This is a genomic window from Dactylosporangium sp. McL0621, assembly GCF_049995355.1.
In the GTDB taxonomy this organism is placed as follows: Bacteria; Actinomycetota; Actinomycetes; order Mycobacteriales; family Micromonosporaceae; genus Dactylosporangium.
On sequence record NZ_CP188259.1, the window covers coordinates 2,562,625 to 2,588,792 of the forward strand.

At 71.1% G+C, this 26,168-nt stretch carries 21 protein-coding genes and 1 pseudogene; 7 read left to right on the forward strand and 15 right to left on the reverse strand.

Annotated elements, in window-relative coordinates; all coding sequences use genetic code 11:
- Positions 1–583: 583 nt before the first annotated feature.
- A pseudogene (locus tag ACPPVO_RS11825) lies at positions 584–1,783 on the reverse strand (MFS transporter); the annotation flags it as partial.
- A gap of 99 nt (positions 1,784–1,882) precedes the next feature.
- Here ACPPVO_RS11825 and ACPPVO_RS11830 point away from each other — a divergent pair.
- Positions 1,883–2,446 carry a hypothetical protein gene (locus ACPPVO_RS11830; RefSeq protein ID WP_426511242.1) on the forward strand — a complete coding sequence of 188 codons (564 nt, stop codon included), beginning with the start codon at positions 1,883–1,885 and terminating at the stop codon, positions 2,444–2,446.
- On the opposite strand, the gene mgrA is transcribed toward ACPPVO_RS11830, so the two are convergent.
- The 10 genes from mgrA to ACPPVO_RS11880 form a co-directional block, all read right to left on the reverse strand.
- Complete coding sequence (gene mgrA / locus ACPPVO_RS11835; protein ID WP_426511243.1) at positions 2,423–3,427, reverse strand: L-glyceraldehyde 3-phosphate reductase; 1,005 nt, start codon at positions 3,425–3,427, stop codon at positions 2,423–2,425. The genes ACPPVO_RS11830 and mgrA overlap by 24 nt on opposite strands.
- Before the next feature lie 44 nt (positions 3,428–3,471).
- Positions 3,472–3,717 carry a hypothetical protein gene (locus ACPPVO_RS11840; RefSeq protein WP_426511244.1) on the reverse strand — a complete coding sequence of 82 codons (246 nt, stop codon included), beginning with the start codon at positions 3,715–3,717 and terminating at the stop codon, positions 3,472–3,474.
- 82 nt (positions 3,718–3,799) lie between these two features.
- Positions 3,800–4,834: an ABC transporter ATP-binding protein gene (locus tag ACPPVO_RS11845; RefSeq protein WP_426514611.1), complete on the reverse strand. Its 1,035-nt coding sequence runs from the start codon at positions 4,832–4,834 to the stop codon at positions 3,800–3,802.
- A gap of 107 nt (positions 4,835–4,941) precedes the next feature.
- Entirely contained in the window at positions 4,942–6,021 is a 1,080-nt protein-coding gene (locus tag ACPPVO_RS11850; RefSeq protein WP_426511245.1) for an ABC transporter ATP-binding protein, read from the reverse strand.
- A gap of 52 nt (positions 6,022–6,073) precedes the next feature.
- Positions 6,074–7,075 carry an ABC transporter permease gene (locus ACPPVO_RS11855; protein ID WP_426511246.1) on the reverse strand — a complete coding sequence of 334 codons (1,002 nt, stop codon included), beginning with the start codon at positions 7,073–7,075 and terminating at the stop codon, positions 6,074–6,076.
- 148 nt (positions 7,076–7,223) lie between these two features.
- On the reverse strand, positions 7,224–8,981 hold the full coding sequence (locus tag ACPPVO_RS11860) for an ABC transporter substrate-binding protein (RefSeq protein WP_426514612.1): 1,758 nt from the start codon (positions 8,979–8,981) through the stop codon (positions 7,224–7,226).
- A 179-nt stretch (positions 8,982–9,160) separates the two neighbouring features.
- The gene (locus tag ACPPVO_RS11865; protein ID WP_426511247.1) at positions 9,161–10,162 is read right to left on the reverse strand and encodes an ABC transporter permease; all 1,002 of its coding nucleotides are present in this window, start codon (positions 10,160–10,162) and stop codon (positions 9,161–9,163) included.
- Positions 10,163–10,653: 491 nt separating this feature from the next.
- Positions 10,654–11,469 carry an exodeoxyribonuclease III gene (locus tag ACPPVO_RS11870; RefSeq protein WP_426511248.1) on the reverse strand — a complete coding sequence of 272 codons (816 nt, stop codon included), beginning with the start codon at positions 11,467–11,469 and terminating at the stop codon, positions 10,654–10,656.
- A 45-nt stretch (positions 11,470–11,514) separates the two neighbouring features.
- Complete coding sequence (locus ACPPVO_RS11875; protein ID WP_360384271.1) at positions 11,515–12,525, reverse strand: LacI family DNA-binding transcriptional regulator; 1,011 nt, start codon at positions 12,523–12,525, stop codon at positions 11,515–11,517.
- Between the two features lie 302 nt (positions 12,526–12,827).
- Positions 12,828–13,211 (reverse strand): hypothetical protein, encoded by a 384-nt coding sequence (locus ACPPVO_RS11880; protein WP_426511249.1) that lies wholly within the window; start codon positions 13,209–13,211, stop codon positions 12,828–12,830.
- An 84-nt stretch (positions 13,212–13,295) separates the two neighbouring features.
- Here ACPPVO_RS11880 and ACPPVO_RS11885 point away from each other — a divergent pair, with 84 nt between their 5' ends.
- Together ACPPVO_RS11885 and ACPPVO_RS11890 are read left to right on the forward strand one after the other, a co-directional pair.
- Positions 13,296–13,829, forward strand: coding sequence for an AAA family ATPase (locus tag ACPPVO_RS11885; protein ID WP_426511250.1), 534 nt, complete (start codon positions 13,296–13,298; stop codon positions 13,827–13,829).
- Between the two features lie 32 nt (positions 13,830–13,861).
- Positions 13,862–14,362: a pyridoxamine 5'-phosphate oxidase family protein gene (locus tag ACPPVO_RS11890; protein WP_426511251.1), complete on the forward strand. Its 501-nt coding sequence runs from the start codon at positions 13,862–13,864 to the stop codon at positions 14,360–14,362.
- On the opposite strand, the gene ACPPVO_RS11895 is transcribed toward ACPPVO_RS11890, so the two are convergent.
- Positions 14,363–17,509 (reverse strand): penicillin acylase family protein, encoded by a 3,147-nt coding sequence (locus ACPPVO_RS11895; protein ID WP_426511252.1) that lies wholly within the window; start codon positions 17,507–17,509, stop codon positions 14,363–14,365.
- Between the two features lie 169 nt (positions 17,510–17,678).
- Between ACPPVO_RS11895 and ACPPVO_RS11900 the strand changes: the two genes are divergently transcribed.
- Positions 17,679–20,534, forward strand: coding sequence for a DEAD/DEAH box helicase (locus ACPPVO_RS11900; RefSeq protein WP_426514613.1), 2,856 nt, complete (start codon positions 17,679–17,681; stop codon positions 20,532–20,534).
- On the forward strand, positions 20,531–20,920 hold the full coding sequence (locus ACPPVO_RS11905) for a hypothetical protein (protein WP_426511253.1): 390 nt from the start codon (positions 20,531–20,533) through the stop codon (positions 20,918–20,920). The genes ACPPVO_RS11900 and ACPPVO_RS11905 overlap by 4 nt, the downstream gene beginning before the upstream one ends.
- Here the strand turns inward: ACPPVO_RS11905 and ACPPVO_RS11910 are convergent.
- Entirely contained in the window at positions 20,894–21,796 is a 903-nt protein-coding gene (locus ACPPVO_RS11910; RefSeq protein ID WP_426511254.1) for a septum formation family protein, read from the reverse strand. The two genes, ACPPVO_RS11905 and ACPPVO_RS11910, sit on opposite strands and share 27 nt — an antisense overlap.
- Complete coding sequence (locus tag ACPPVO_RS11915) at positions 21,780–22,526, reverse strand: DUF3105 domain-containing protein (protein ID WP_426511255.1); 747 nt, start codon at positions 22,524–22,526, stop codon at positions 21,780–21,782. The genes ACPPVO_RS11910 and ACPPVO_RS11915 overlap by 17 nt, the downstream gene beginning before the upstream one ends.
- A 1,017-nt stretch (positions 22,527–23,543) precedes the next feature.
- Here ACPPVO_RS11915 and ACPPVO_RS11920 point away from each other — a divergent pair.
- On the forward strand, positions 23,544–24,155 hold the full coding sequence (locus ACPPVO_RS11920) for a hypothetical protein (RefSeq protein ID WP_426511256.1): 612 nt from the start codon (positions 23,544–23,546) through the stop codon (positions 24,153–24,155).
- A 4-nt stretch (positions 24,156–24,159) separates the two neighbouring features.
- Here ACPPVO_RS11920 and ACPPVO_RS11925 read toward each other — a convergent pair whose 3' ends face one another.
- Positions 24,160–25,494: a hypothetical protein gene (locus ACPPVO_RS11925; protein ID WP_426511257.1), complete on the reverse strand. Its 1,335-nt coding sequence runs from the start codon at positions 25,492–25,494 to the stop codon at positions 24,160–24,162.
- 88 nt (positions 25,495–25,582) lie between these two features.
- Between ACPPVO_RS11925 and ACPPVO_RS11930 the strand changes: the two genes are divergently transcribed.
- Positions 25,583–26,017, forward strand: a complete 435-nt coding sequence (locus ACPPVO_RS11930) for a MerR family transcriptional regulator (RefSeq protein ID WP_426511258.1) — start codon at positions 25,583–25,585, stop codon at positions 26,015–26,017.
- Positions 26,018–26,168: the final 151 nt, after the last annotated feature.

Below are 26,168 nucleotides of genomic sequence, written 5' to 3' on the forward strand. Positions count from 1 at the left end.
AGCGGTGTCGATTGCCTGGCTGTGGGGGATGCACCGCGTGGCCAGCCGTGGAGGTGGCGTCGGAGTCGTGCCTGTCAGCGTGGAGCGCGGACCCAGAGTCGGGGTGGGGCGGGTATGAGCTCCGGCGGGGCCACCTGATTGCTGGACCAACTGACTGAGGCGCCCCGCGTCAGCCCCCTTGAAGCGTTCGACCGGGCTGGCCTCGGCGGGCGTCAGTGCGGAAACCGGAGTCGTGGTGACCGGTGTCGGTGCCTCGGCCGTGAGCGGGGGGCCGCCGTGCTCAGCGTTGTGAAGCGGTGCCGAAGTCGTCCGTCAGGGCGGCGGCGACCGTTGGAGCCGGGTCGAGTGGCGGGGCTGGAGGCGCGGTGGGCGTGTGCGTGGCGGAAGTAGGAGTGTGCGCGGCAGAAGTAGGAGTGTGCGCGGCGGCCGTGTGGCTGGCGGCCAGGGGCGTGACGGGCACATGCATGGACGCAGACGTGGCGGGCGTGGGCGTGGCGGGCGTGGGCGTGGCAGGCGTGGTGGGCGTGGGCGTGGCAGGCGTGGTGAGCGTGGCAGGCGTGGGCGTGGCAGGCGTGGGTGTGGCAGGCGTGGGTGTGGCGGGCTTGGGCGGCGTCGTGGTGTTGTTGTGGTGGACCAGCAGCAGGGCGGTGGCGGCCGCGGCGCCCACCGCGCCCACCGCGGCGAAGCCCCAAGCCGGGCCGCCCTGGTCGATGGCCCAGCCGGCCAGCGGGGAGCCGATGGCCAGGCCCACGGTCAAGGACGAGCCGTGCCAGCCCATGGCCTCGCCTCGGGCCGACGGGGGGACCAGGCGGCTCACCAGGTCGGCGCTCGCGGTCAGGGTCGGGGCGCACAGGGCGCCCGCCGGTAGCAGGGTCAGGAACAGCAGGGGCCAGGCGTGGCCGACCAGGCCCGCCGGGATGGTGCACACGGCCAGCGCGGCCAGGAGGGCGGCCAGCGGCACCGCGCGCGGCAGGGCGCCGTAGATGAAGCCGCCCACCAGGGAGTAGACGGCCCAGGCGGCCAGCAGGGTGCCGACCAGGCCCACCTCGCCGGCCGCGCGCAGCATGGCCACGATGCCCAGGTCGGTGCCGGCCAGGACCATGGTCGTGGCGGACGCGGCGGCCAGGACGGCCACGAAGCGCGGGGTCAGCCAGTCGCCGCGGCGGGTGGGGGCGGTGGGGGCCGGGTCGTCGGACTCGGCGGACGTGTGCACGGGCGGGTTGGCGACGTACAGGGCCAGGCCCGCCAGGACCAGCGCGCCGCCGATCGACCACATCGCGGCGCGGCCGGACAGGGTGCTCGTGAGCAGGACGGCCAGGGGCGGGCCGGCCATGAAGGACAGCTCGACCGACATCGAGTCGAGCGCGTAGGCCTGGCGGCGCTGCTCGGTGGGCACCAGGGCGGCGATCGACTGGCGGATGACGGAGAAGACCGGCAGCGAGAACAGGCCGGCGACGAAGGCGCCGGCCAGGAGTACCGGAAAAGCCAGGAAGGGCGCGACGACCCAGAAGAGGGCCTCGGCCACGGTGGTGACCACCAGCATCGGGCGCAGGCCGCGGCGGTCCACGAAGCGGCCGTTGAGCGGGCCGCCGATCGCCGTGCCGACCGTCAGGGCCGCCCCTACCAGGCCCGCCGCGCCCCAGCCCCGGTGGAGGTCCTGGGCGACGTGCAGGGTCATCGTCACGCCGATCGCCGTGATCGGGATGCGGGCCAGCGGGGCCAGCACCATGAGGGGCCGGACGCCCGGCAGGGCGAGAACGCGACGGTAGGGGTGGAGGTGCATGGGCACATCATGTCGTGGGGGTACGACAAAATTTGGATGGAACCGCTCGCACCGCGCGGCGGTCCAATGAGCAAGACCTATGGATGGAGCTGAACCACGATGAAGTCCCGGATCATCGCCGCCGCCCTGCTCACGCTCGCGTTCGGGCTCGCCGCCTGCTCGGACGGCACCGACCAGGCGGGCGGGGGAGCCGGCGGCGCCGCGTCGAACGGCGCCCCGGTGTCCAGCGGCAGCGCGGGCACGGGCTCCAGCACGGGTGCCGGGGCGGGCACGAGCGCGGGCCCGAACACCGACCCGAGCTCCAAGACCAACACGGGCGGTAACGTGACCGCCACGGACAGCCTGGTGACGTTCACCCGCACCGGGGGCCTGGCCGGCAACAACGACACGCTGACCGTGCGCCCCGACGGCTCCTACACCATCCAGACCAAGCAGGGCACGAAGAGCGGCAAGCTGACCGCCGAGGAGCTGGCCGCGCTCAAGACCGCGCTGGAGTCGACGGACTTCAACAAGCTGCCGACCATGAACGACAACGGCGGGATCGCCGACGCGTACACGTACACCGTCACCTATGCCGGGAAGCAGATCACGGCGAAGGACGGGTCCATCCCGCCCGCCCTCCAGCCGGTGATCAGCGCGCTAGGCGCGTTCCTGAGCAAGTAGCCCGTCGATCCGGGCCAGCTCGTCGGGGGAGAGGGCCAGGTTCTCCAGGGCACCGAGGTTGTCGAGCAGCTGCTTCACGCTCGACGCCCCGATGATCAGCGAGGTGACCCGCGAGTCGCGCAGCGCCCAGGCCAGCGCCAGCTGGGCCAGGGTCTGGCCGCGCTCGCGGGCCACCTGGTCCAGCGCCCGGATGAGCTGCAGCCGGGACGCGCTCAGGTCGCTCTCGTTGAGGAAGCGGCTGGTGCGCACCCGGGAGTCGTCGGGAATGCCGTCGAGGTACCGGTTGGTCAGCAGCCCCTGCGCCAGCGGCGAGAACGGGATGCAGCCGGCGCCCGCCTCCTCCAGCGCGTCCAGCAGCCCGTCCTCGATCCAGCGGTCCAGCATCGAGTACCGCGGCTGGTGGATCAGCAGCGGCGTGCCCAGCTCGCGCAGGATCCGGGCGGCCGCGAGGGTCTGCTCGGGGCTGTAGTTGGAGATGCCGACGTACAGCGCCTTGCCCGCCCGCACCGCCGCGTCCAGCGCGCCCATGGTCTCTTCCAGCGGCGTGTCCGGGTCGGGGCGGTGGGAGTAGAAGATGTCGACGTACTCCAGGCCCATCCGCCGCAGCGACTGGTCGAGCGAGGACAGCACGTACTTGCGCGAGCCCCACTCCCCGTACGGGCCCGGCCACATGTCGTAGCCGGCCTTCGTGGAGATGATGAGCTCGTCGCGGTACGGGCGCAGGTCCTCGGCCAGGATGCGCCCGAAGTTCTCCTCGGCCGACCCCGGCGGCGGCCCGTAGTTGTTGGCCAGGTCGAAGTGGGTCACGCCCGCGTCGAAGGCGCGCCGCACGATCGAGCGCTGGGTCTCGAACGGCCGCTCGCGCCCGAAGTTGTGCCACAGGCCCAGCGAGATGGCCGGCAGCTTGAGCCCGCTGCGGCCGCTGCGCCGGTAGAGCATGTCCTGGTATCGGCCCGAAGCCGCCTCGTACACCACGGCCATGATCCTAAACTGGCCCGCCGAGAAGCCGCCGCCTGTCGCAGCGATCATGGGTTCCTGACGAGGGCCTCCACCGCGGCCTTGGCCTCGGCCAGCCCGACGCCGGTCACCTGGCGGTAGATCTTGATGGCGGCGATGAGGTTGTTCTGCCGCAGCGCCTCCGTGAACTGCGGCGGCATCGCGGCCGTGCCCGGGAACGCGTCGGCGAGCTGCGGGTCGAGCCCGAAGTGGCGGTACAGGAAGTTGACCTGGCGCTCGAGGCGGGCCAGTCGCATGCTGTGGTCGGCGTCCATGCGGCCACCGTAGATCGTCCGGCCCCGGAACAAAGTCGGGGAGCCGCCAGAAGGCGACTCCCCGAACCAGGAAAACCCGACCTCAGGCGATCGGCTCCGCGAACGGGTCCTCGGCGGTGTCGACCGGGATCTCCGCGGCCGCGGCCCGCGCCGCCTGGGCGCCGCGCGCCGAGCGCTCGTCGTCGGTGATCGGGAAGTGGCAGGCGACCGTCTGGCCCGGCGCGAGCTCGCGCAGCAGCGGCTCCTCCTGGGCGCACAGGTCCTGCGCCTTCCAGCACCGCGTGCGGAAGCGGCAGCCCGAGGGCGGGTCGATCGGGCTGGGCACGTCGCCGGTGAGCAGGATCCGCTCGCGCTGCGCCTTGTCGCGCCGGCCCGGGTCGGGCACCGGCACCGCGGAGAGCAGGGCGAAGGTGTACGGGTGCAGCGGGTTCACGTACAGCCCGTCGCGCCCGCCGATCTCGACGACCTTGCCCAGGTACATCACCGCGATGCGGTCGGAGATGTGCCGGACCACCGACAGGTCGTGCGCGATGAAGACGTACGTCAGGTTGAACTCGCGCTGCAGGTCGTCGAGCAGGTTCACGACCTGGGCCTGGATCGACACGTCCAGGGCCGAGACCGGCTCGTCGGCGATGATGAGCTTCGGCTGCAGGGCGAGCGCCCGGGCGATGCCGATGCGCTGGCGCTGACCGCCGGAGAACTCGTGCGGGTACCGGTTGTAGTGCTCGGGGTTGAGCCCGACCAGCTCCAGCAGCCGCTGCACCTCGCGCTTCTGCCCGTGCGCGGTCTTGATGTTCTGCACCTGCAGCGGGGCCCCGACGATCGAGCCGACCGTGTGGCGCGGGTTCAGCGACGAGTACGGGTCCTGGAAGATCATCTGGACCTCGCGCCGCAGCGGCCGCATCTTCGCCACGTTGAAGTGGGAGATGTCCTGCCCCTCCAGCAGCACCTGCCCGCCGGTCGGCTCCAGCAGCCGGGTCATCAGCCGCCCGGTGGTGGACTTGCCACAGCCGGACTCGCCCACCAGGCCGAGCGTCTCGCCGGTCCTGACGGCCAGGTCGATGCCGTCGACCGCGCGGACCGCGCCGACCTTTCGCTTGACGAAGGCGCCCCGCATGATCGGGAAGTGCTTCTCCAGGCCACGTACCTCGAGGAGGTTCTCGCCGCCGCGCTCGGGCGCCGCCGCCGGCTGGGGTTGGGTCGTCGTCGACACTGTCGTGCTCCTCAGAGGTTCGGGGCGATGTCCGACTTGAAGATGGCCAGCCGGTCCGCGGGCGGAATGTGGCAGGCGACGCCGTGTGCGGGCGTCCCCTCCGCCAGGGACGGCTCGACCGTCTTGCAAGGGATGCCGTTGCGCTCCACGTACGGGCAGCGCGGGTGGAAGGAGCAGCCGCTCGGGAGGTTGATCAGCGACGGCGGGCTGCCCTTGATCGGCACCAGCCGGTCGCGCACCTCCCGGTCGACGCGGGGCATCGACGAGAGCAGGCCCCAGGCGTACGGGTGCTCGGGGCGCCGGAAGATGTCCTGCGCGGTGGCGTGTTCGACGCACTTGCCGCCGTACATCACCAGGATGTCGTCGGCCAGCTCGGCGACGACGCCCAGGTCGTGGGTGATGATGATGACCGCGGAGTTGAACTCCGACTGCAGGTCGCGGATCAGGTCCAGGATCTGCGCCTGGACCGTCACGTCGAGCGCCGTGGTGGGCTCGTCGGCGATGAGCAGCTGCGGGTTGTTCACCAGCGACATGGCGATCATGGCGCGCTGGCGCATGCCGCCGGAGAACTGGTGCGGGTAGTCGTCCACGCGCCGCTGCGGCTGCGGGATGCCGACCCGGTCGAGCATCTCGATCGCGCGCTTGCGGCCCTCGCTCTTGGAGACCTTGTGGTGCACCCGGTACGCCTCGATGATCTGGGCGCCGACCGTGTAGTACGGGTGCATCGCGGTCAGCGGGTCCTGGAAGATCATCGACATCTTCGCGCCGCGCAGCAGCCGGACGTGCTCGGGCGAGGCGCCGATGAGCTCCTCGCCGTCGAGCCAGACCTCGCCGGAGATCTTCGCCGAGCCCCGCCGGTGCAGACCCAGGATGCCCAGGCTGGTGACGCTCTTGCCGGAGCCGGACTCGCCCACGATGCCGAGGGTCTCGCCGCGCTCGAGCTGGAACGTCAGGCCGTCCACGGCCCGGACCACGCCGTCGTCGGTGTTGAAGTGAATCCGCAGGTCCCGCACGTCGAGGAACGACTGCGCGACCTGGGGCCCGGACCCGCTGGGGCTCGGGGTGCCGTCGGTGAGCAGGCTGCTGGACATGCTCACTCCTTTCCTGGGGTGCCGTGACGCGGGGAACGGGACGGGGAACGGGTCATCCGAGCCGCACCCGCGGGTCGATCACGGCGTAGAGCACGTCCACGACCAGGTTGGCCATGACGATGAAGAACGAGGCGAAGAGCGTCGCGCCGAGGATGATCGGCAGGTCCTTCTGGGTCACCGCGTCGACGCTGAGCTTGCCGATACCGGGCAGGCTGAACACCCGCTCGGTGAGGATCGCGCCGCCGAGCAGCGTGCCGAGGTCGAGGCCGAAGATCGTCACGATCGGCGTGAGCACCGCGCGCATGGCGTGCTTACCGATGACGACCCGTTCCTTCAGGCCCTTGGCCCGGGCGGTGCGGATGTAGTCCTCGCCGAGGGTCTCGAGCATCTGCGCCCGCGTCAGCCGCGCGTAGGTGGCGGCGAACAGCAGGGCGAGGCTCACCCAGGCGAGGAAGAGCTTGTTGGCCCAGCCCAGCGGGTCGTCCACGAAGTTGATGTATTCGCCGCCCTGGAAGATCTTCCACTGGTGGACGAACAGCGACTGGAAGACCAGACCGGTGAAGTAGACCGGTAGCGAGACGCCGGCGAGAGCCAGGAACATCACCGCCCGGTCGGCGAGTTTGCCGCGTTTCAGCGCGGATATGATGCCGCCCGCCACACCCCCGAACAGCCACAGGATGGCCGCGCCGATGGCGAGGGAGATCGTGACCGGCAGGCGGTCCAGCAGCAGGGGCCAGACCTCGCGGTCGGTGCGGAACGAGTACCCGAAGCACGGGGCGGAGCAGTGGGTGACCGACGGGCCGCTGTTGTAGTCGCGCCCGACGACCAGGCCCTTCACGAACCGGCCGTACTGGATGTAGATCGGCTTGTCGAGCCCGAGCTTGATCCTCGTCGCGTCGACGTCGCGCGGGGTCGCCGACTTACCGACGTACATCTCCGCCGGATCGGCGTGCGCCGCCTTCGGGATCAGGAAGAAGATCGCGAAGGTGACCATGGAGACGGCCACGATGAGCAATGCCGCGGTGACCAGGCGGCGCAGGATGTAATTGATCACGTGTGCGGCCTGACGCCGGCCGGCTCGACGGGGTTCCCGTCTCGCCGGCCGGCGCCGTGGCCCTCACCTGCCTTCTGTACTCGTGAAGGGCGGGTTACCGGCTGTTCAGGCTGGCTGCTTCGTCAGCAGGACTGGCGTGACCCGAGGGTCACTGCACGCCCAGGCTGCCGAAGTCGTACATGCCGTAGTACTCCGTCACGAACACGTTCGTGACGCGGGGGTTGCGGTAGTTGAGCGCCTTGTCGTAGACGAACGGCACCATGACCGCGGCGTCCATGACCTTGTGGTTGATGGTCGTCCAGATTCCGGCGGCCTTGGCCGGGTCCTTCTCCGCCTTCGCCTGGTCGATCAGGGAGTTGATCTCCGGGTCGTTGAGCTCGGCGTAGTTGTTGTTACCCGACGGCAGGATGTTGCGGCCGTCGACCAGCACGGACAGGAAGCCGTACGCGGTCGGGAAGTCGGCACCCCAGCCGGCCATCATGAGGCCGTAGCCCTTCGCCGCGACGTTGGACGGCGCGCCGATGGTCGAGCGGAAGTACAGCGACGGCTCGGTCGGGTCGAGGCGGGCGTTGATGCCCACGTTCTTCAGAGCCGCCTGCAGCGCCTCGGCCGTCTTGGGCTCCTTGCCGGAGCTGCGGGTCGCGATCACGGTGTCGAAGCCGTTCGGCTTGCCACAGGCCGCGAGCTCTTCCTTGGCCTTGTCGATCTGCGGCTTGCCCGACTTGGTGTTGTACGGGTCGTACTCGTCGTGACCCGCGATGTTCGGGGGCAGCATGTTGGTGGCGATGTCACCACCGGCGTCGGCGCCACCACGAGCGGTCTGCATCGTGATCTTGTCGGTCGCGTACTGCACGGCCTTGCGGCAGTGGATGTTGTCGAACGGCGCGACCTTGGTGCTGATCGAGAAGTAGCGGATGAAGCCCGTGTTCGGGGTGTCCGCGTTCTTCTTCTTCTCGGGGTCGAGCAGGATCTTCGGCTGCGAGCCCTGCTGGACACCGGTCTGCGCGGTGTCGATGTCGACCTCGCCGCTCAGCAGCTGGTTGTCGATCTCCTCGACGGCCGTGCCGATGGTCAGGTCGACCTCGTCCGGCAGCGCCGCGCGCACGGTGTCGGTCTTCGGGTCCCACTGGTCGTTGCGGACCCAGACGACCTTCTTGCCCTGGTCGTACGACTGGAACTTGTACGGGCCGGTCGAGATGGGCTTCTCACCGTACTTGTCGCCGGTGTCCTTGGCCTGCGGGATGGGGCTGGCCGAGGGGGTGGCGAGCAGGTACAGGAAGTCCGACAGCGGGTCGGCGAGCTTGAAGACGATCGTGTTGTCGTCCGGCGTCTCGACGGACTTCAGACCCAGCTTGTTCGGGTCGGTGTCCTTGTACGGGCCGGGGTACTTCTGGCCCTGGTCGAGCACGTCGATCAGGTAGGTCGGGCCACCGGACAGCACGTCCTGCGCGAAGACGCGCTCGATGCCGTACTTGATGTCCTTCGAGGTGATCGGCGAGCCGTCCTCGAACTTCACGCCCGACTTGAGCTTGAAGGTGTAGGTCTTGCCGTCGGCGGAGACCTCCGGCATGGCCTGGGCCAGGTCGGGAACCAGCTTCAGCCCGTCCTCACCCGGCTTCGACTCGTTGGTGAGCAGCGTACGGACGTAGTAACCCTTCATCAGGTTCCACACGTACGCGTAGTAGGCCCGCGCCGGGTCGTAAGAGTCCGCGTCGGCGTTGTTGACGAGCTTGAGCGTGCCGCCCTTCTTGGTCGAAGGGTTCACGATGCCCTTGGTGGCGGCGTTGAAGCCGGACACACCCGAGCCGCCGCTCTCGTTGGTCTTGGGCGTGCTGCCGCCGCCGCCGCAAGCGGACAACGCCAGGGCGATAGTGACCGAACCGGCCACCAGTGCCCCTGTCCTCATTCTCACTGGGATTCCCTCCTTGTTTGGCGCGACCCGCCGAGGGACGGGCCGTCCGAGCTGTGCTGCTGTGCGCGTGAAGCCGGGGTTTTGCGCAGGGTCGACCGGGCTGGCGGGCATGGTCGAGCGAGGTGGTGCCGGGTGTGCGTGACAGCCGGAGGCCACCGGTGGCCCTTGCGGGGCTACCGGTTGGCCTTCGGGTCCAGGGCGTCACGCAGGCCGTCGCCGAAGAGGTTGAAGGCGAGGACCATGAGGAAGATCGCGAAGCCGGGCACGAACATGTACATCGGGTCGTACTCGTAGTACTGCACGGCGTCCGAGAGCAGCCGGCCCCACGAGGGAGTGGGCGGCAGCACACCGACGCCGAGGAACGACAGCGCGGCCTCGAAGAGGATGTTCGTGGGGATGATCAGCGTCGCGTACACCAGGATCGGCGCGACGAGGTTGGGCAGCAGCTCCCGGAAGAGGATGCGGGGGGACCCCGCGCCGATGCTGCGCGCCGCCTCGACGAACTCGCGTTCCCGCAGGGAGAGAGTCTGGCCGCGGACGATACGCCCGATGTACGGCCAGCTGAAGAACGCGATGACCGAGATGACCACGCCGATGCGCCAGCCGGTGCTCGCCGGCACGACGGAGATCAGCGCGATCGAGAACAGCAGGTACGGGAAGGCCAGGATCAGGTCCATCAGGCGGCTGATGACGCTGTCGATGGCGCCGCCGAAGTATCCGGAGACAACGCCCAGCACCACGCCGATGGTCACCGCGATGATCGTGGCCGCCAGCGCCACGAGCAGCGACACCTGGGCGCCGAAGATGATCTGCGAGAACATGTCGCGGCCGGTGACGGGCTGGACGCCGAGCAGGTAGTCCTTGCTCACGCCGCCCCACGTGCCGACGGGCGGGATGCCGCCCAGCGATGGATCGATCAGATCTTGGTGGAACTCGTTGACCGGATGCCCGAACGCCTTGTTGATCAAGGATGCGAACACCGCGACCAGCACCAGGAAAATGATGAACCCGCCTCCAATGAGCGCGACCTTGTCGCGCTTGAGCCGGGTCCACGCAATCTGACTGAGCGAGCGACCTTCGATGGCCTTCGCTGGAACACCGGCAGGCAAGGCGGTCGCCTCTTCGACCGTCGGCACCTGCTCGTCGCTCTTCGACGTGACGGGTCCCATAGTCATGGGCGTGGTGCCCCTCTCCCCGGCCGTCTGCCCGCCTGATAGCCGCCAGCGATGACCGTCGCACCGTGCAGCGAGCATGCGTCGGCCAGACCGGGGCCCGTGGCAGTCAGCAGCCGATCGGCTGTGTCTTCGTGGACTCCTGGTGCCCTATCCGCAGGTTCGGTCCACGGGCAGAGCGTGCACGAAGCCGACTTGGTGTCGTCGCCTTCGTTGGACGAACCCTGTCTCCCGTTTGGCCGATCGTCAAGGGTCACCCCCTGTCCTGTAACCAAGTCCACGCCGCGCCGTGATGAGGGCGTGATCCAAGCACAGCGACTTTTGGGTCATACACCCCTAAACGGGCAATTTACCGGTGAATCGTAACGGTGTGATCACGCAACGTGCTGGAAACATGGCGCCAAGAACGGCGAGAACGGGCTATCCAGGACGATCGTTGATCGTTTCACACTTAACAGTACGGTCCGGGCGGCGTCCATGGTGACACAGTGTGTTCAAATATCGAAATCGATCACGACCGGCGCGTGGTCGGAGGGCCCTTTGCCCTTCCTGGCCTCCCGGTCGATGTAGGCACCCTTGACCGCACCCGCGATCGTTGGGCTGGCGCAGACCAGGTCGATGCGCATGCCCTTGTCCTGGTGGAACATTCCCGCCCGATAGTCCCAATACGTGAACGGGTTGGGGCCTTTCATCGGCTTCGGGACGATGTCGGACAGCCCGGCGTCCAGCAGCGCGGCGACCGCGTCCCGCTCGGGCCGGGTCACGTGCGTGGCGCCGGCGAAGGCCTTGATGTCGAAGACGTCGGAGTCGGCCGGGGCCACGTTGAAGTCGCCGCAGACGGCGACCGGCGCGCCGGTGGCGAGGTCCGCGGCCACCGCCAGGCGGAGGGCGGCCAGCCAGTTCAGCTTGTACCCGTAGTGCGCCGACTCCGGCGTGCGGCCGTTTGGCACATAGACCGACCAGACCCGCACGCCGCCGCAGACGGCCGAGATGGTGCGGGCCTCCCGCCGGGGCTCCTCGAGCAGCGGCTCCTCGCCGCCGGGCTCGCCGCTCCAGCCCGGATCGCCGTCGAAGCCGCGGCGGACGTCGTCCAGCCCGACCCGGGACAGGAGCGCGACGCCGTTCCAGCGCCCCTCGCCGTGGTGTGCGGTGTCGTACCCGACCGCCTTGACCTCGTCCGCGGGGAACGCGTCGGCGGCGAGCTTCGTCTCCTGCAGGCAGAGCACGTCGGGCCCGGCCAGCTCCAGCCACTCGAGCAGGCGGGGCAACCGGGCCTTGACGGAGTTCACGTTCCAGGTGGCGAGCCTCACCTGTGTCACATTGCCATGACTACGCCGAGTTTGCCGCGTGCCTTTTCAGGCTGATTCTCGCTTCACCAATTCGGTAGGCAGTAGCAGAACGGGCTCGATCTTCTCGCCGCCCGCCATCCGCAGCACCTGCCGGGCCGCCATCCGGCCCAGGTCGGTGATCGGCTGGCGCACGGTGGTCAGCGGCGGCTCGGTGTCGCGGGCGAAGTCCATGTCGTCGAAGCCGACCACGGCCACGTCGTCGGGGACCCGCCGCCCGGCCTGCCGCAGCGCCCGCAGCGCCCCCTCGGCCATCGCGTCGGAGGCGGCGAAGACGGCGTCGAGCTCCGGGTCGTCGCCGAGCAGCTGACTCATGGCCAGCGCGCCGGACTGCCGGGTGAAGTCGCCGACGGCCACCAGCGAGCGGCGGCCGCTGTCCTGCATCGCCGCGCGGTACCCCTTGAGCCGGTCGATCCCCGCGCTCATGTCCTGCGGCCCGGCGATCGTGGCGACCCGCCGGCGCCCGGTGTCGAGCAGGTGGCGCACCGCGGCCCGGGCCGCGTCCTCGTTGTCCACGTCGACGTACGGCACCGAGGCCTGGATCAGCAGCCGCCCGTTGCACACGACCGGCACCCCGGCCCGGCTCAGCCGCTCCGGCAGCGGGTCGGCGCCGTGCATGGAGAAGATGATGGCCCCGTCGACGTGCCCGCCGGTGCAGTAGCGCTCCACCCGGTCGTGGCTCGGCCCGCTGGGCCCGACCATCATGAGCACGAGCTGCTTGTCGACGGCCTCGAGCTCGAGGCTGACCCCGCGGATGATGCTGGAGAAGAAGGGGTCGTCGGAGAAGACCCGGCTCGCGGTCTCCGACGCGACAAGCGCGATGGAGTCCGTCCGCTGGGTGACGAGGCTGCGGGCGGCCTGGTTCGGCACGTAGCCGAGCGCCTCGACCGCGCTGAGCACCTTGTCGCGGATGTGGGGCGCGACGGAGGTCGACCCGTTCACCACGCGCGAGGCGGTGGCGCGCGACACCCCGGCGCGCTGCGCGACGTTTTCCAGAGTGGGCCGGTCCCGCCCCGACATCACCATTGTGGCGTCCCCCATATCTGTTCTGCCGGACCATCATGACTGAAGCTCAGCAATGTGTAGCGCACAAACAATGACGGGCGATGGAGCATGTCGCTCCATCGCCCGTCGCACCCTCACACCGGTTACACCCTGATCACGATTCGCCGGGACGTGATACGCCGGTCACCCAAGCCGCCGTATCGGCCGGAGAGCGCTCTCAAGACTGGAATCAGACTGGCCCATGACTAGCCCAATGTCAATCACGGAAACGGTTGAGAGCGCTCTCTGGAATATGTTGTGGGAAACGCCAAACCTCGTTATGCCGCCTGGCGCCGCCGGCAGGCCTCGAGGTGGGCGGCGATGACCGCGGCGGTCGACGAGCGCACGCAGGCGTCGGCGCCGGCCTCGAGCACGTCGACCACGGCCTGGTGGTCGCTGTACGGGTTGAGCACGGCCACGATCGAGGCGGCCGGGTGGCGCAGGCAGGCGGCGGTGACCGAGCGGGAACCGGGGTCGTCGAGCACCACGATGTCGGGTTCCCGGCACCCGGCCGGCATCTCGGCCCGCCTGGTCACCACCCAGCCCTGGGGCAGGTGCCGATCCAGCTCCGACAGGCGGTGGGCGGGGGCTATGAGCAGCACCTCGATGCGCTCCTGGTCGACTGCGGACGGGGTGCGCGGCGGAAGGGTCAGGATCGTCATGCCTTATTTATCCCGTGCGGGGCTGGCATCCCCCTCGGTTCCACCTGCGAGAATCCTGGAAGCCGTACAGCGGTGGGAGGTCCCGTGATCGTCTGGCTCAACGGCCCGTCGGGCGTCGGCAAGGCCACCGTGACCGCCGAGCTGTGCCGCCGCGAGCCGCGGGCCCGGGCCTTCGACGCCGAGCGCATCGGCTGGGTGCTGCAGCGCACCGCCGGGCTGGTCCGGCCCGGGGTCCGCCACGGCGACTACCGGGAGCTGCCCGCCTGGCGCGCGGCCACCGTCGTGGCCGCGGCCCGCCAGGCCCGGGGCGCCGACCCGCTGCTGGTGCCCATGACGATGCTGCGCCGCAAGCACCTCGAGGAGGTCCTGGGCGCGCTGCGCGACCGGGGCCACGAGGTGCGCCACGTGCTGCTGGACGTCTCGCCGCCGGCGCTGGTCGAGCGGGTCGAGGCCGACGACGACGCGGACGCGCGCGGATGGCGGCTGGACGACCTCGGGGCGTACCTCACCGCCCGCCGCGACCTGCGCCCGCTGGGGGAGGTCGTGGACACCGACGACCTGCTCGCGGAGGAGGTCGCCGACGAGGTCCAGGACCTGATCAACGCCTGGCGGAATTGACCCGGCGTCCGGGGTGCGCGAGTCTGGGCGCCATGCTCTCGTGGGGGCGCTTCCGGCGTTCGGCGCCGGACCTCGCCGCGGCCGGTCGCACGCTGCTCTACCGCAGCGGCGTGGGCCTCGCCTACCTGGGCACCGTGCGCGCCGACGGCGGCCCGCGGGTGCACCCGGTCAGCCCCCTGCTCGTCGAGGAGGGCCTCTACACGCTGCTCATGGTCTCGCCGAAGCTCGAGGACCTGCTGCGCGACAGCCGCTTCGCCCTGCACACCTTCCCGATGGACTCCGGCGAGGAGGCGTTCTACCTCACCGGCCGGGCCGTGTTCCCGCGCGATCAGGCGCTGCGCCGGTCGGTCGCGGCCGCCTTCGTCGCCGAGCGGGCCCTGGCCGCGCCGCCGCCCGGCTTCGGCCAGCACGTGCTCGTGGAGCTGCTGGTGAGCACGTGTGTCCTGAGCCGGGCGGGGCAGTACGTCACCTGGGCGGCGGCCGAGTTGCCCGCACGTGAGCTGCGGGCCGGCCGTCACCGCGCGGCGCTCTGACTAATGGTTGTAGACCTCGAACTCCCACAGCGAGTAGCCGTAGCCGGTGCCCCGGGCCACCCCGGCCATGCGCACGTACCGGGCGCTGACCGGCGCGAACGTGACGTTGTCGATCCCGCCGTTGCCGGCGTCGATCGTCGCCGCGGTCGTCCACGTGCTGTTGTTCGTGGAAACCTCGATGCGGTACCGCGACCCGTACGCGGCCTCCCAGCGCAGGATCACCCGCCGGACCGGCCTGGCCGCGCCGAGGTCGACGGTGATCGACTGGTTGTCGCTCCACCAGCTGGCCCACCGGCTGGTCGGGTCGCCGTCGACCGCGGCCCCGGCGGAGAAGCCGAGGAACGTGCCGTTGGCGCTGACGCCGCGGCCCTGGGCCAGGTTCGTGATGTCGTCGCCGCGCTTGGCCGGGAAGGACACCACCTGCTGGTACGTCGGGCGGTTCTGCCACGAGATCTTGTCGTGCGTGATCCCGCCCAGCGGCGACTGGATGATCGTGTCCGCGCACCACTGGTCGCCGGCCGAGCAACTGCTGTCGCCCGGGTAGGTGGTCGTCGCGGGCTCGGCGGCGGCCGTGCCGAGCGTCGTGACCAGCACCTGGCGGCACCCGGCCAGGGTCCCGCCGCCGCAGTAGGTCCTGCCCAGGCCGCTGCGCACCGGGTCGCCGAGGACCGAGCGCAGGTCCTTGTCGAGGTACCCCCACCAGCCGTACTGGAACGAGGACCCCTTGTGGGCCTGGGTCTGGTTCAGGGAGCCGGCGTTCGTCGGCCCGGTGTAGCCCGAGGGCGACTCGTCGATCTGCAGCGCCCCGGTCAGGGCCGCGTACACGTCGTCGCCGAGCCCGGGCCGGAACGCGCCCTCGACGAGCTTGGGCCACCAGGCGTCGAACGTGCGGATGGCGGCCGCGTGCTGGTAGACGTGCGAGCCGGGGGTCGTCTCCACCCGCTTGCCCCCGGCCGCCAGCCAGGCCCGCAGCGCCGCCACGTTCGCGTCGGTGCTCGTCCCGCCCGGGTCGAGGATCCGCAGCAGCTCGGGCAGCAGGTTCTCCGCGCGTAGGTCGGTGACGGCGGCGTCCTCGACGATCCGCACGACCCCGGCCCGGTCGACCTTTCCGCCGCTCAGTGCCGATTTCACCCGCCGGTCGAGCAGATCCGCGCGCTGCACGGCCCCGAAACTGAAGTTTCCGTCGGCCGCCGAGAAGTCCTTACTTTGCTTGTTATTCCAAGAGACGAAATAATCCTGACCGGTCGACTGCGGGTGTTGGTTCACCGGAATGTAGTCGGCCGTATTCGTGTCCGCATTCCAGCCGGACCATTCATATGCCGCGTCGGCCTTCGTCGGCAGGTTCGGGTTCGCGCCCGTCTTGCGCACCGGGTCGTCGCCCGAGTTGAAGTACGCGGTGTCGGTGGCGTTGACGTAGAACCAGTTGAAGGCGTATCCGACGCTGCTCGCCGAGGCGATGAACTGGGCCGGGTTCGCCATGGCGGCCGGGTCGTTGAACGCCTGGAACCCGATGGCGGAGTCGGCCTCGTGGCGGTACGTCGAGCGCAGCTGGGTGAAGGCGACGGGCTGCCCGCCGACCGTCCCGCGCCACGCGACCAGGCCGTACTTCGTGCGGTACGTGATGAGCTGGTAGGACCCGGCGGCCGTGCCGTCCGCGACGGTCGGGGTCCAGGCGTTGGTCTGGGTCAGCGCCTCCATCGGCGTGCACGTGCCGTGGAAGCGGTACGCGCTGGACTGCGTGGTGGCGGGGGAGCCGTCGGTGTTGCACAGCGGCACCGCGTAGGTGTCGGTGATGTCCTGCTCCGACGACGTGGCGCTCCACGCGTAGTCCTGGCCGCGGCCGAGCAGCACGTAGAGGTTGAGCCCGGCGAAGGCGACCCCGTGCGCGCTGATTCCCGGGCCCTGCAGCTCCTGCAGCATGAGCAGCTGCGGCGAGAAGTACCCGGTCTGCGGACCGAACACCGCGATCGGGTGCCCGCCGGCCGAGTGGGCGGCGTCGACGACCACCGCGTTGGACATGCCCCGCTTGGTCGCCGAGCCCGGTGCCAGCCCGGCGGTCGTGCCCGCCGAGCCGCTCGGGTTGAACACGACCGGCTGCGCGGTGACGCTGCCCTGGTCCGGCAGCGCGACGCCGGCGGCGTCGGGGTCGGCCGCGCCGTACGGGAAGGACTGCCCGTTGTGCAGGGTGAGCACGGTCTCCTCGTCGTTCTGGGAGCGGAAGGCGGCCCACAGCCGGTCGCCCTCGGCCGCGCCGTAGCGGGCCCGGGCGGTGACGCGGACCAGCGCCGACTCGACCTCGCCGCCCCCGCCGCCGCCGAAGAGCCCGCCGACCACGCCGGCGATGGCGATCAGGTCGGTCATCTGGAACGGCTCCGGGCCGCCCGCGTTGGTGATCGCGTCGAGGTGGCCGGTGAGCACGTACTCGCCGGGGCAGTTGCGCCCGGACATGCACGCGGCGATGTAGGCGTTGATCCCGGCGACGTAGTTCTGCACGTCGTCGTAGAGCTGCGCCCCGCGGGTGCCCTTGGTGCGCAGCGCCGCGACCTGGGCCTGCAGGTCGGCCTCGGTGTACGGGGCCTGCCGCCAGATGCTCTGCTCCAGCTCCCGGTTGCCCGGCGCGCCGCCCGCGAACGGGGTCAGCTTGCCGCGGCCGACCCGGCGCAGCAGGTCCATCACGAAGAGCCGGTCCTCGGCCCCGGCGTAGCCGGCGCCGAACATCGTCCCGGACCGGGTCGTGCCGGTCACGTGCGGCACGCCGAGCGCCTTGTCGCGCACGATCGTCACGTCGGAGCGGGGGCTGTAGCTGCGGTCGACCTGGCCGGCCGGCACCCCGAACGACGCGTCGTTGTAGAAGGACGAGATCTGCTCGTCGGTGAGGCCGGTGTAGGCCGAGACGAGGTTCGCGTACGGGCCGAGCTGGTCGGCCGAGTGCGCCGGGCGGAAGCCCAGGGCCTTGTGGGCCAGGATGTCGGCGAGCGTGGCGTTGCCGTTCTGGCCCGGCGGCAGGATGTCGTTGCACTGGTCGAGGCAGTAGTCGTTCGGGGCGAGGACGGCGGCCTCGGCCGGCGCGGTGAGGGCGGGGGCGACGAGCACCGCGGCGGTGAGCAGCAACGCCCCCAGGGCGCGTTTCACGACAGGCAGGGACATGGCGGATCCCTCCGGGGGTTGCGAGCCAATATGAAAATGACTCGGATTACCGGATGGTAACAACGACACCTGTCACTGAACAGAGGTTCAGGCCGTCGATAGGCTGCGGCTCCACTACGCTGCACCGGTGCTCGTGGTCCATGCGCTCTGGGTCGAAGGCCGGGTCGGTATGTGGGCCGAGGACGCCGGCACGGCGCTGGCGGGCCTGAATCTCGACGGCGACGCCGGCATCGCGGCCGAACGCTCGCTGGTGCTGCCGACCCGCAACCGGCGGCCCGAGCCCTGGCCGGCCGTCACCGAAAAGGCTGAACTGCGGCCCTGCCTGGTGGCCACCGTCGAGTACGAGCCCGACGACGCGCTCGAGCTGCTGCGCGGGCTCCCGGGCCTGGCCGGGGCGGACATCGCGCTGGCCCAGTCCACCGAGTGGTTCCTGAGCGTGGCCGAGTTCGCCGCCACCCTCGTCGCCCGCGGCCGGATGCTGCCGACGATCGCCGGCGCGCAGGCCCGCTGGGCCCCGGTGCTCACCGGCCGCGACGCCGCCTACGCCCGGTCCCTGGCCCTGGCCCTGCCCTCCGCCGCCCTCGCCGCCACCCCGTCCGCGACCCGGGCCGGAGCCACCGCCGAGGCCCTCGACGCGTTCGTCGACGCCGCGGCCCGCGCCGCGCTGCCGGACGAGGCGGCCGATGGCTGGCTGGGCGCGCTCACCGGCCGCGACCGCGACATTCCGGGGGTACCCCCGGAAGCGCTCGGCCGCCGCCTGGCCGCCTGGGAGGCCGACGCCGTCGGCGGGTCGGTGCGGGCCTGCTTCCGGCTGGTCGAGCCGCCCGAACCCGAGGTCGGCGAGGAGCCGGCGCCCGACCCGCACTGGACGCTCGAGTTCGCGCTGCAGGCCGCCGACGAGCCGACCCTCGTCGTCGACGCCGAGCGGGTGTGGCGCTCCCGCGGCGCGCTCAAGGCCCTCCAGCGGCACATCCCGGCCCCGCAGGAGACGCTGCTGGCCGAGCTCGGGCGGGCCAGCCGGCTGTACCCGGCGCTCGAGGACGCCCTGCGCGAGGCCCGCCCGGTCGCGCTGCGCCTGGACACCGACGGCGCCCATCGCCTGCTCAGCGAGAACGCCCCGCTGCTGGCCGCGGCCGGCTTCGGCGTCGTGCTCCCCGGCTGGTGGCGCAAGGCGTCGGCCCGGCTGGGGGCCCGGCTCAAGATCAAAGACGGATCCGGCGGTACCGCACCGGGCACCGTCGCCACCGACAGCGGCCTCGGCCTCGGCGCCCTGGTCGACTACCGCTGGGAGCTCGCGATCGGCGACGAGCCGCTGAGCGAGGACGAGCTGCGCCGGCTCAGCGAGCTCAAGGCCCCGCTGGTCCGGCTGCGCGGCCAGTGGGTCGAGCTCGATCCCCGCCGGCTCGCCGAGGGCCTGTCGTTCATCGAGCGCCACCGCGAGCAGGAGGCGCTCACCGTCGCCGACCTGCTGCACCTGGCCGGCGGCGCCGCCGAGGGCCCCGGCGGGCTGCCCGTGGTCGAGGTCGCCGCCGACGGCTGGCTCGGCGACCTGCTCAGCGGCGAGGCCGAGATGCGCATCGACGACGGCGACGTGCCGCTGTCGTTCCGGGGCGAGCTGCGGCCGTACCAGCGAAGAGGCCTCAACTGGCTGCGCTTCCTGGAGCGGGCCGGGCTCGGCGGCATCCTGGCCGACGACATGGGCCTGGGCAAGACCGTCCAGCTGCTCGCCCTGCTGGCCGGCGACGCGCCCGGCCCGACGCTGCTGATCTGCCCGATGTCCCTGGTCGGCAACTGGCAGCGGGAGGCGGCCAAGTTCGCCCCGCAGCTGCGGGTGCACGTCCACCACGGCGCCGACCGGGCGCGGGCGCTGGACCCGGCCGGCTTCGACGTCGTCGTCACCACGTACTCGGTGGCCGGCCGCGACACCGACGCCCTCGCCGCCGTGCCCTGGCACCGGGTCGTGCTCGACGAGGCCCAGGCCGTCAAGAACGCCGCCACCAAACAGGCGGCTGCGGTACGCCGGCTGCCCGCCCGGCACCGCATCGCCGTCACCGGCACCCCGGTCGAGAACCGCCTCGCCGACCTGTGGTCGATCATGGAGTTCGCCAACCCGGGCCTGCTGGGCAGCGCGACGAAGTTCAAGGAGCGCTTCGCCGAGCCCATCGAGCGCGACGGCGACGCCGACGCCGCCGCCCGGCTGCGCCGCATCACCCAGCCGTTCGTGCTGCGCCGGGTCAAGACCGACCGCACGATCATCACCGACCTGCCGGAGAAGCTGGAGATGGACGTCGTCTGCAGCCTGACCCCCGAGCAGGCGAGCCTCTACCAGGCCGTGGTCGACGACATGCTGGCCCGCATCGACAGCAGCCAGGGCATCGAGCGCCGCGGCCTGGTGCTGGCGACCATGACCCGGCTCAAGCAGATCTGCAACCACCCGGCCCTGGCCCTGCGCGACGGCAGCCGCCTGCCCGGCCGCAGCGGCAAGCTCGACCGGCTCGAGGAGCTCACCGAGGAGATCCTGGCCGCGGGGGAGCGGGCGCTGATCTTCACCCAGTACGCCGAGTTCGGGCGCATGCTGCGCGCCGAGCTCTCCGCCCGCTTCGGCCGCGAGGTCGCGTTCCTGCACGGCGGCGTGCCCAAGGCCGGCCGCGACGCGCTCGTGGCCCGCTTCCAGGAGGCCACGCCGTCCTCGCCGCCGCTGTTCGTGCTCTCCCTCAAGGCCGGCGGCACCGGCCTGACCCTCACCGCGGCCAACCACGTCATCCACGTGGACCGCTGGTGGAACCCGGCGGTCGAGGACCAGGCGACCGACCGCGCCTTCCGCATCGGCCAGCGCCGCGCGGTCCAGGTGCGCAAGTTCGTCACCGCCGGCACGGTCGAGGAGAAGATCGCCGCGCTCATCACCGACAAGCGGGGCCTGGCCCAGAAGATCGTCGGCACCGGCGAGGGCTGGCTGACCGACCTGTCCACCGCCGACCTGCGCGAGCTGCTCACGCTCGACCCGGCCGCGGCGGTGGCGGCGTGAACGAGCGATTATGCGCGTTCGTACTGCTGGTGGGCGCCCCGGTGCTGCCCGCGCGGGAGGAGCTGCACTGGCGCCTGCACGACGCGGTCGAGCGGGCGGCGGCGCGGGCCGGGATCGCCTTTCCCGAGGTACAACTGCAGATGCTCGGTGACGGGGCCCTCGTGGTCTTTCCGGCCGACGTCAACGAGCCGCGGGCCTTCGCCGCGCTCTGCCGGGTGTTCCGGTCCGGTCTGCCGCCCGCGGACCAGGCGCCCGTGCGCATCCGGCTGGCCGTCGCCTTCGGGCCGCCCGAGACCGCGACGCTCGAGGTGACCCGCCTGGTCGACGGCACCGACCCGGGCGTGGCCCTGCACGTGCTGCTAGGCCGGGAGGGGCTGGGGGCCTAGGCCCTTGAGCGAGGCGTGCAGGGGCTTGGCGGTGGAGACGTTGAGGAAACAGTGCGCGGTGCGGTCGCCCAGCTGCCACTGCGACCTGGTGAGGCCGTCCCAGAAGGTGTAGACGTCTTTGCGCTGGTACAGCTGCAGCTCGGTCAATCCCATGAACGCCGCCACCTCCGCGAAGCAGGCCTTGCTGACGGTCGCGTTGAGCGCCTGCGCGTCGGCCGGGAACCCGCCCGCCGGGGCCGCCCACACCCCGACGAACTCGGTGTCGTGCGGCTCGGTGCAGGCCACGGGGCTGACGGCGTCGACGCTGCGGTAGAACCCGTCCGGCGTGAGGTCCCCGCCGTCGAGGTCGACGCAGGTGAGCGCCAGCGCCTGCAGCGCGTTCTTCAGGCTCCCGGTGCGCGCCTTCGGCGCGAACAGGTCGTCGGCGGCCTCGGCGAGCCCGCACACGTAGGTGCGCACGCCGCCCGCCCACGCGCCCTCGCTCGGCAGGGACAGGAACGGGAACAGCCGCCCGGTGTGCCAGTCCCCGCCGGCGTACGCGCTCGCCGCCTTGTCGCACGCGGCGTACGCGGCCCGGGCCGGGTCGGAGTCCCACCCCGGGAGGCTGTCGCTCTGCACCGTGCCGGTCGCGACGACCTCGACGCTGTGCTCCTGCGCGCAGCCGGTCTCGGTGAGCACGGCGGCGCTGGGCTGCTCGAACGCGCTGAACGGCCCGCCGGCGAGACACTGCCCGATCGCGGGCGGCACGTACTTGGCCGCGGGCAGCATCGGCCACCCGTTCACGAGGTCGCCGTCGGTGCCCGCGGGTGCGCTGCAGGCCGCCGTAGCGAGGACGGCGGCCAGGAGTAACGGCAGCCCTCTACTCCGTCGTGCCATTGCTGCAGGGGGTTCCGGGCTCGAGGCTGGCGGTCTCACGGAACCGCCGGATGAACTTGTCCACGCGCGGGTCGTCGGCCTTGTCGACCCGCAGCTGGTACCCCCACGCCTGCAGCGAGATCGCGCCGGGCTGCCCCTCGTACGGGCTCATGAGCATAAAATCGTTGTTGCGCACCTTGCCGGCGAGCTTGTCGACGTCGGCCTTGGCCAGCCCCGGCTGGTACGTGATCCAGACCGCCCCGTGCTCGAGGCTGTGCACCGCGCGGCCCTCGACCACCGGCTTGTCGTACACGTCCCCGGCGCACCGCTGCCAGATCCCGAAGTGCCTGCCCCCCGCGGCCGGGACCATCTTGTACACCGGCTGCTCCGTATCCTGCAGGTGATCCCGCTCCAGCCAGTCCGGGTGGGTCAGCCGGTAGTCGATGAGCCCGGCGATCTCGTCGCTGTCGTCGTGCCCACCACCGTTCTCGCGGTTGACGAGCCACACCGCGGCGACGATGCCGGCCGCGCACAGGACCGCCAGCACGCCGACGATGCTCACGACCGCGATGACGACGCCCCGGTTGCTCTTCGGCGGCGTCGGCCCGGGCGCGTACGGCGGTTGCCCCGGCGCATACGGCGGTTGCCCCGGCGCGTACGGCGGTTGGCCCGGCGCGTACGGCGGCGGCGGCCCGTACTGCTGGGGCGGCGGGCCGTACTGCGGCGGCGGCTCGGGGTAGGGGCCGGTCATGGACCGAGATTACCGGAATGCCGCCTGTGCCCCGACGGCGCCGCCGCCCAATCGTTTCGTGCACGATCCATGACCCACGAGCCGGCGTTGCGGTGATGCGGGCTTTCGGTTTCTTAGGCGGAATACACAATGCGGCGGCCGGTGCCGGCCGCGGAGCGCTTCGTGGTGGCGCGGGATCGTCGTTACCGTTGGTCAGGCCCTGTTCCGCGGTATCCTCATCCGGTGGCGCGGGGCATTCCGTCGGCTCGACGGAATATTCGGCCTGTTCAGCCGGCGGTTCCGAAGGGGCTGGCGCAAGGGCGGCCCGGGCCCGCCGCGCGAAGTACGCCTCGGCCGCCTCGACACTGCCGTACTGGTCACAGAGCTTCTTCCGATGCCGCTGCTCAAGCCCCCAGTCCCGATGCCGCCGGTGTTCCTTCCGAAACTTTTCACCAGCAGGCGAATAGTTACGCCGCCGAGTAGCGTCATACATAGAGGTAATTTCGGCCCGACTGAACAACCCCCGCTGCCCCAACACACATTGATTATCCCAAATTACGGTCGAAAACAGGATCCCGTTTCAAATAGCGCGAGACAGCACAGGGACCACCGAATGACGACCCGCACGAACCCGGCAGCAAACAACGGCCAAGAGGCATAACCGCGAGCAACAACGAAATGGACCACGCTTACACATTGCGGGGCCGAAGGCCCCGCGCACCATCGGCCGAGCGTCGTTTGTCAGCCCCCCGTCCCAGTAAAAGACCCGGCGGGGTATAAATCCGACATGTCACGACACGACCCGCCGGCCCCGCCGCATCCCGGGGCAGCGTCAGCCGCGGTCCGCGCCGCCGATGGTGATGACCGGGCCGTCCCCCCGGCCACTGGGAAGGCGACCTGATCATGGGCAAGAACAATCCGGTCCGCGATCGAACGCCTCCTCGTCGTCGACGAGAGAGCCACCGTGGTGCAAGGACCGCTGGAACCCGCCGAGCGCCCGACATGTCGTCGATCAACGCACCGCGATATGGTCGGCCCATGGCGGCCGAGTGTGCGATCGATCGATGCGCCGTGCTAGCGATCGGCCGGTGCCGGGAGTGCGGCCGCGCCTTCTGCATGTCGCACCAGGCGCACAACGAGGTCACCGGCGAGGGGTACGCGGCGCTGTGCATCCAGTGCCTGGAGCGCCGCACCCGCGTGGCCGGCGGCGGCGATGCCCGGTCCGACGCGCGCGCGGCGACCGAGCGCACCTGGGTCACGTCCGGGCAGGCGGCCATGGACCTCTACGCGGCCGGGATCGCGCCGCTGCCCGTGGTCGAGCGGCACTCGCGCTTCGTCAAGCAGCGGCTGGGCCGGGCCCGGGAGGAGATCGACGAGATCGAGGTCGGGGCGCTGTGGGTGATCGGCCGCTTCGAGTGGACCGAGATGCAGGAGATCCCCGAGACCCGCGAGTGGACGACGGGGCTGCTCGCGCGGCCCGCCGGTGGGTACCCGGTCGCGATGGTCGCGCGGGCCGTCGCGCGCTGCAAGGTGACCGACGGGCTGGCGACGGTGATCCGCGACGCGCCGTACGGGGACAGCTACACCCAGCTCGAGCGCCGCGAGATCCCGCGCATCATCGCCGCGATCCACAAGCAGATCGGCGGGTAGTGCGTCAGCGCGGCGAGCCCAGGGCGTTGAGCGCCTCGAGGTAGCGCGGCGGTACCACGTTCGGGGCGTCGCCCTTGAAGGCCGCCTCGACCTCGGCATCGGAGGGCAGCGACGGCAGCTCCGCGGTGAGGGCGGCCACGATCGGCGCGTCGTGCCAGTCGGGGTGCTCGGTCAGCAGCCGCAGGGCGACCAGCGACTCCTCGATCTCGCCGACACATTCGAACGGCTTGTGCGCGGTGAGGCCCATCAGCTCGCGGTACCCCTCCAGCTGCGACATGTCCGTGAACACGTTGGCGCCGAAGATGTGGACCAGGCGCTCGCGGCCGGTGAACGGGGCGAGGGCCAGGAAGACGAAGCGGCACTTCGGGCAGTGCCCGCACCAGCGGTCGCTCGCGTCGCGCAGCTTGAACGCCGCGTTGCAGCTCGTCACCACCTCGTCGTAGGCGGTGAACTTGGCGAAGAGGCCGGCGATGTGCAGCTCCGAGAGGCCGCGCAGCAGGGAGAAGTACGCGTCGCGCAGGCCGGCGTGGGCGAGCAGGGCGTCGCGGAGGTGCCGCTCGGCGGGCAGGCCCTTGGACCACTGGTGGTTGATGTCGCGGCCGAGCCAGCTCAGGTTCGGGACCGAGGCCGAGCTCTCGTTGGACATCACGACCGGGCCGAGGCCGTGCATGAGCGACGCGGCGACGGCGATCAGCGAGTTGATCGCGGTCACCGGGATGTGGCCGTTGTACGCCCCGGACTCGTTCAGCTCCCGCATGCGCGGGTCGAGCCGGCGCTGCACCGTGCGCACCGGCTGCGGCGAGACCGCCATGACGCTCTTGATGATCGCGTTCGGGTTCACCGAGAACAGCACCGGGTCGAGGCCGGCCAGGTGCAGCGCCTCCATCGACACGATCGAGTCCTTGCCCCCGCCGACGGCGGCGAGCGGCGGGCCGGACGGCACGTGCTCCCAGCCGGGCGCGGGCGCCGTGGACGGGGCGTCGATCGGGAGGTCGAGCACGTACTCGAGCTTGTTGCGGTACGCGAACTCGCCCAGGCCGTCGTGGTACAACGCGCGCACCCAGGGCAGCGCGCCCTCGGCGAGGGCGAGGTCCCCGAGCTCGACCCGGCGCGGCGCGGCGATCTTGTAGTAGGAGGTCGACGCGGCCACGTAGAGCAGGTCGAGCACGCGGCCGAGGGCCTCGGGCTCGACGGCCGGGGGCCCGAAGTCGATCGTCTCGGTCAGGACGAGGTCACCGAGCGCATAGTGGAAGCGCGCCACCCCGGTCGCGGAGTCGAACTCCCGCCCGGGAAACCGCAGCGCCTCGACCTGGTCCCACGCGTTCACTGGTGCCGTCACTCCCCATTCGGTACCGTCGCCGACGCGCAATGGTAGCCCCAGCGCGCCGGTTGCATCCGGTCCTCGGGTACGGGTTTACCGTCGGAGGATGACGCACCCGCCTGTGGGCCTGCGCACCGGCGAGCTCGCCGGGCGGGCCGGTGTCAACATCCAGACGCTGCGGTACTACGAGCGCCGCGGCCTGCTCGCCGAGCCGCGGCGCAGCCCGGGCGGGCACCGGCTGTACCCGCCGGACACGGTGGCGCTGCTCGCCGCGATCAAGGCCGCGCAGCGGCTCGGCTTCACGCTCGACGAGGTCGCGGCCCTGCTGCCGGGGTCCCGGCGGCGCCGCTCGGGCGGGCTGCAGGACCGCGCGGCGGGCAAGCTCGCCGAGATCGACCGCCGGATCGCCGACCTGACCCAGGTGCGCGAGACCCTGGCCCGGGTGATCGCCGCCGAGTGCGACAGCTTGACCGACTGCACTTGCCCGGACTGCCCGCTCCCGGAATCGGACCTCTTGCAGATATCTCCCGCCGGGCGATAAATCGGATATGTCGCGGCGCGGCAGCGCCCGACATATCGGGAGATCCGCAGGGCAACGACCCTGACGCATTGACAATCGTTTCTGCGTGCTGGTCTCTGAGGCCGTGACCACGGGGGATGTCGCGGGGCCGGTCGGTGCTGTGCTCCCCGGC

What these genes read in the sequence shown, in the direction of transcription:
- ACPPVO_RS11920 (WP_426511256.1), top strand. Translation starts at nt 23,544, where the DNA reads ATGGCGGCCGAGTGTGCGATCGATCGATGCGCCGTGCTAGCGATCGGC.
- ACPPVO_RS11875 (WP_360384271.1), bottom strand. Translation starts at nt 12,525, where the DNA reads ATGTCGGGGCGGGACCGGCCCACTCTGGAAAACGTCGCGCAGCGCGCC.
- ACPPVO_RS11895 (WP_426511252.1), bottom strand. Translation starts at nt 17,509, where the DNA reads ATGTCCCTGCCTGTCGTGAAACGCGCCCTGGGGGCGTTGCTGCTCACC.
- ACPPVO_RS11830 (WP_426511242.1), top strand. Translation starts at nt 1,883, where the DNA reads ATGAAGTCCCGGATCATCGCCGCCGCCCTGCTCACGCTCGCGTTCGGG.
- ACPPVO_RS11915 (WP_426511255.1), bottom strand. Translation starts at nt 22,526, where the DNA reads ATGACCGGCCCCTACCCCGAGCCGCCGCCGCAGTACGGCCCGCCGCCC.
- ACPPVO_RS11850 (WP_426511245.1), bottom strand. Translation starts at nt 6,021, where the DNA reads ATGTCCAGCAGCCTGCTCACCGACGGCACCCCGAGCCCCAGCGGGTCC.
- ACPPVO_RS11930 (WP_426511258.1), top strand. Translation starts at nt 25,583, where the DNA reads ATGACGCACCCGCCTGTGGGCCTGCGCACCGGCGAGCTCGCCGGGCGG.
- ACPPVO_RS11845 (WP_426514611.1), bottom strand. Translation starts at nt 4,834, where the DNA reads ATGCGGGGCGCCTTCGTCAAGCGAAAGGTCGGCGCGGTCCGCGCGGTC.
- ACPPVO_RS11910 (WP_426511254.1), bottom strand. Translation starts at nt 21,796, where the DNA reads ATGGCACGACGGAGTAGAGGGCTGCCGTTACTCCTGGCCGCCGTCCTC.
- ACPPVO_RS11880 (WP_426511249.1), bottom strand. Translation starts at nt 13,211, where the DNA reads ATGACGATCCTGACCCTTCCGCCGCGCACCCCGTCCGCAGTCGACCAG.
- ACPPVO_RS11840 (WP_426511244.1), bottom strand. Translation starts at nt 3,717, where the DNA reads ATGGACGCCGACCACAGCATGCGACTGGCCCGCCTCGAGCGCCAGGTC.
- ACPPVO_RS11900 (WP_426514613.1), top strand. Translation starts at nt 17,679, where the DNA reads ATGTGGGCCGAGGACGCCGGCACGGCGCTGGCGGGCCTGAATCTCGAC.
- ACPPVO_RS11865 (WP_426511247.1), bottom strand. Translation starts at nt 10,162, where the DNA reads ATGACTATGGGACCCGTCACGTCGAAGAGCGACGAGCAGGTGCCGACG.
- ACPPVO_RS11860 (WP_426514612.1), bottom strand. Translation starts at nt 8,981, where the DNA reads ATGAGGACAGGGGCACTGGTGGCCGGTTCGGTCACTATCGCCCTGGCG.
- mgrA (WP_426511243.1), bottom strand. Translation starts at nt 3,427, where the DNA reads ATGGCCGTGGTGTACGAGGCGGCTTCGGGCCGATACCAGGACATGCTC.
- ACPPVO_RS11890 (WP_426511251.1), top strand. Translation starts at nt 13,862, where the DNA reads ATGCTCTCGTGGGGGCGCTTCCGGCGTTCGGCGCCGGACCTCGCCGCG.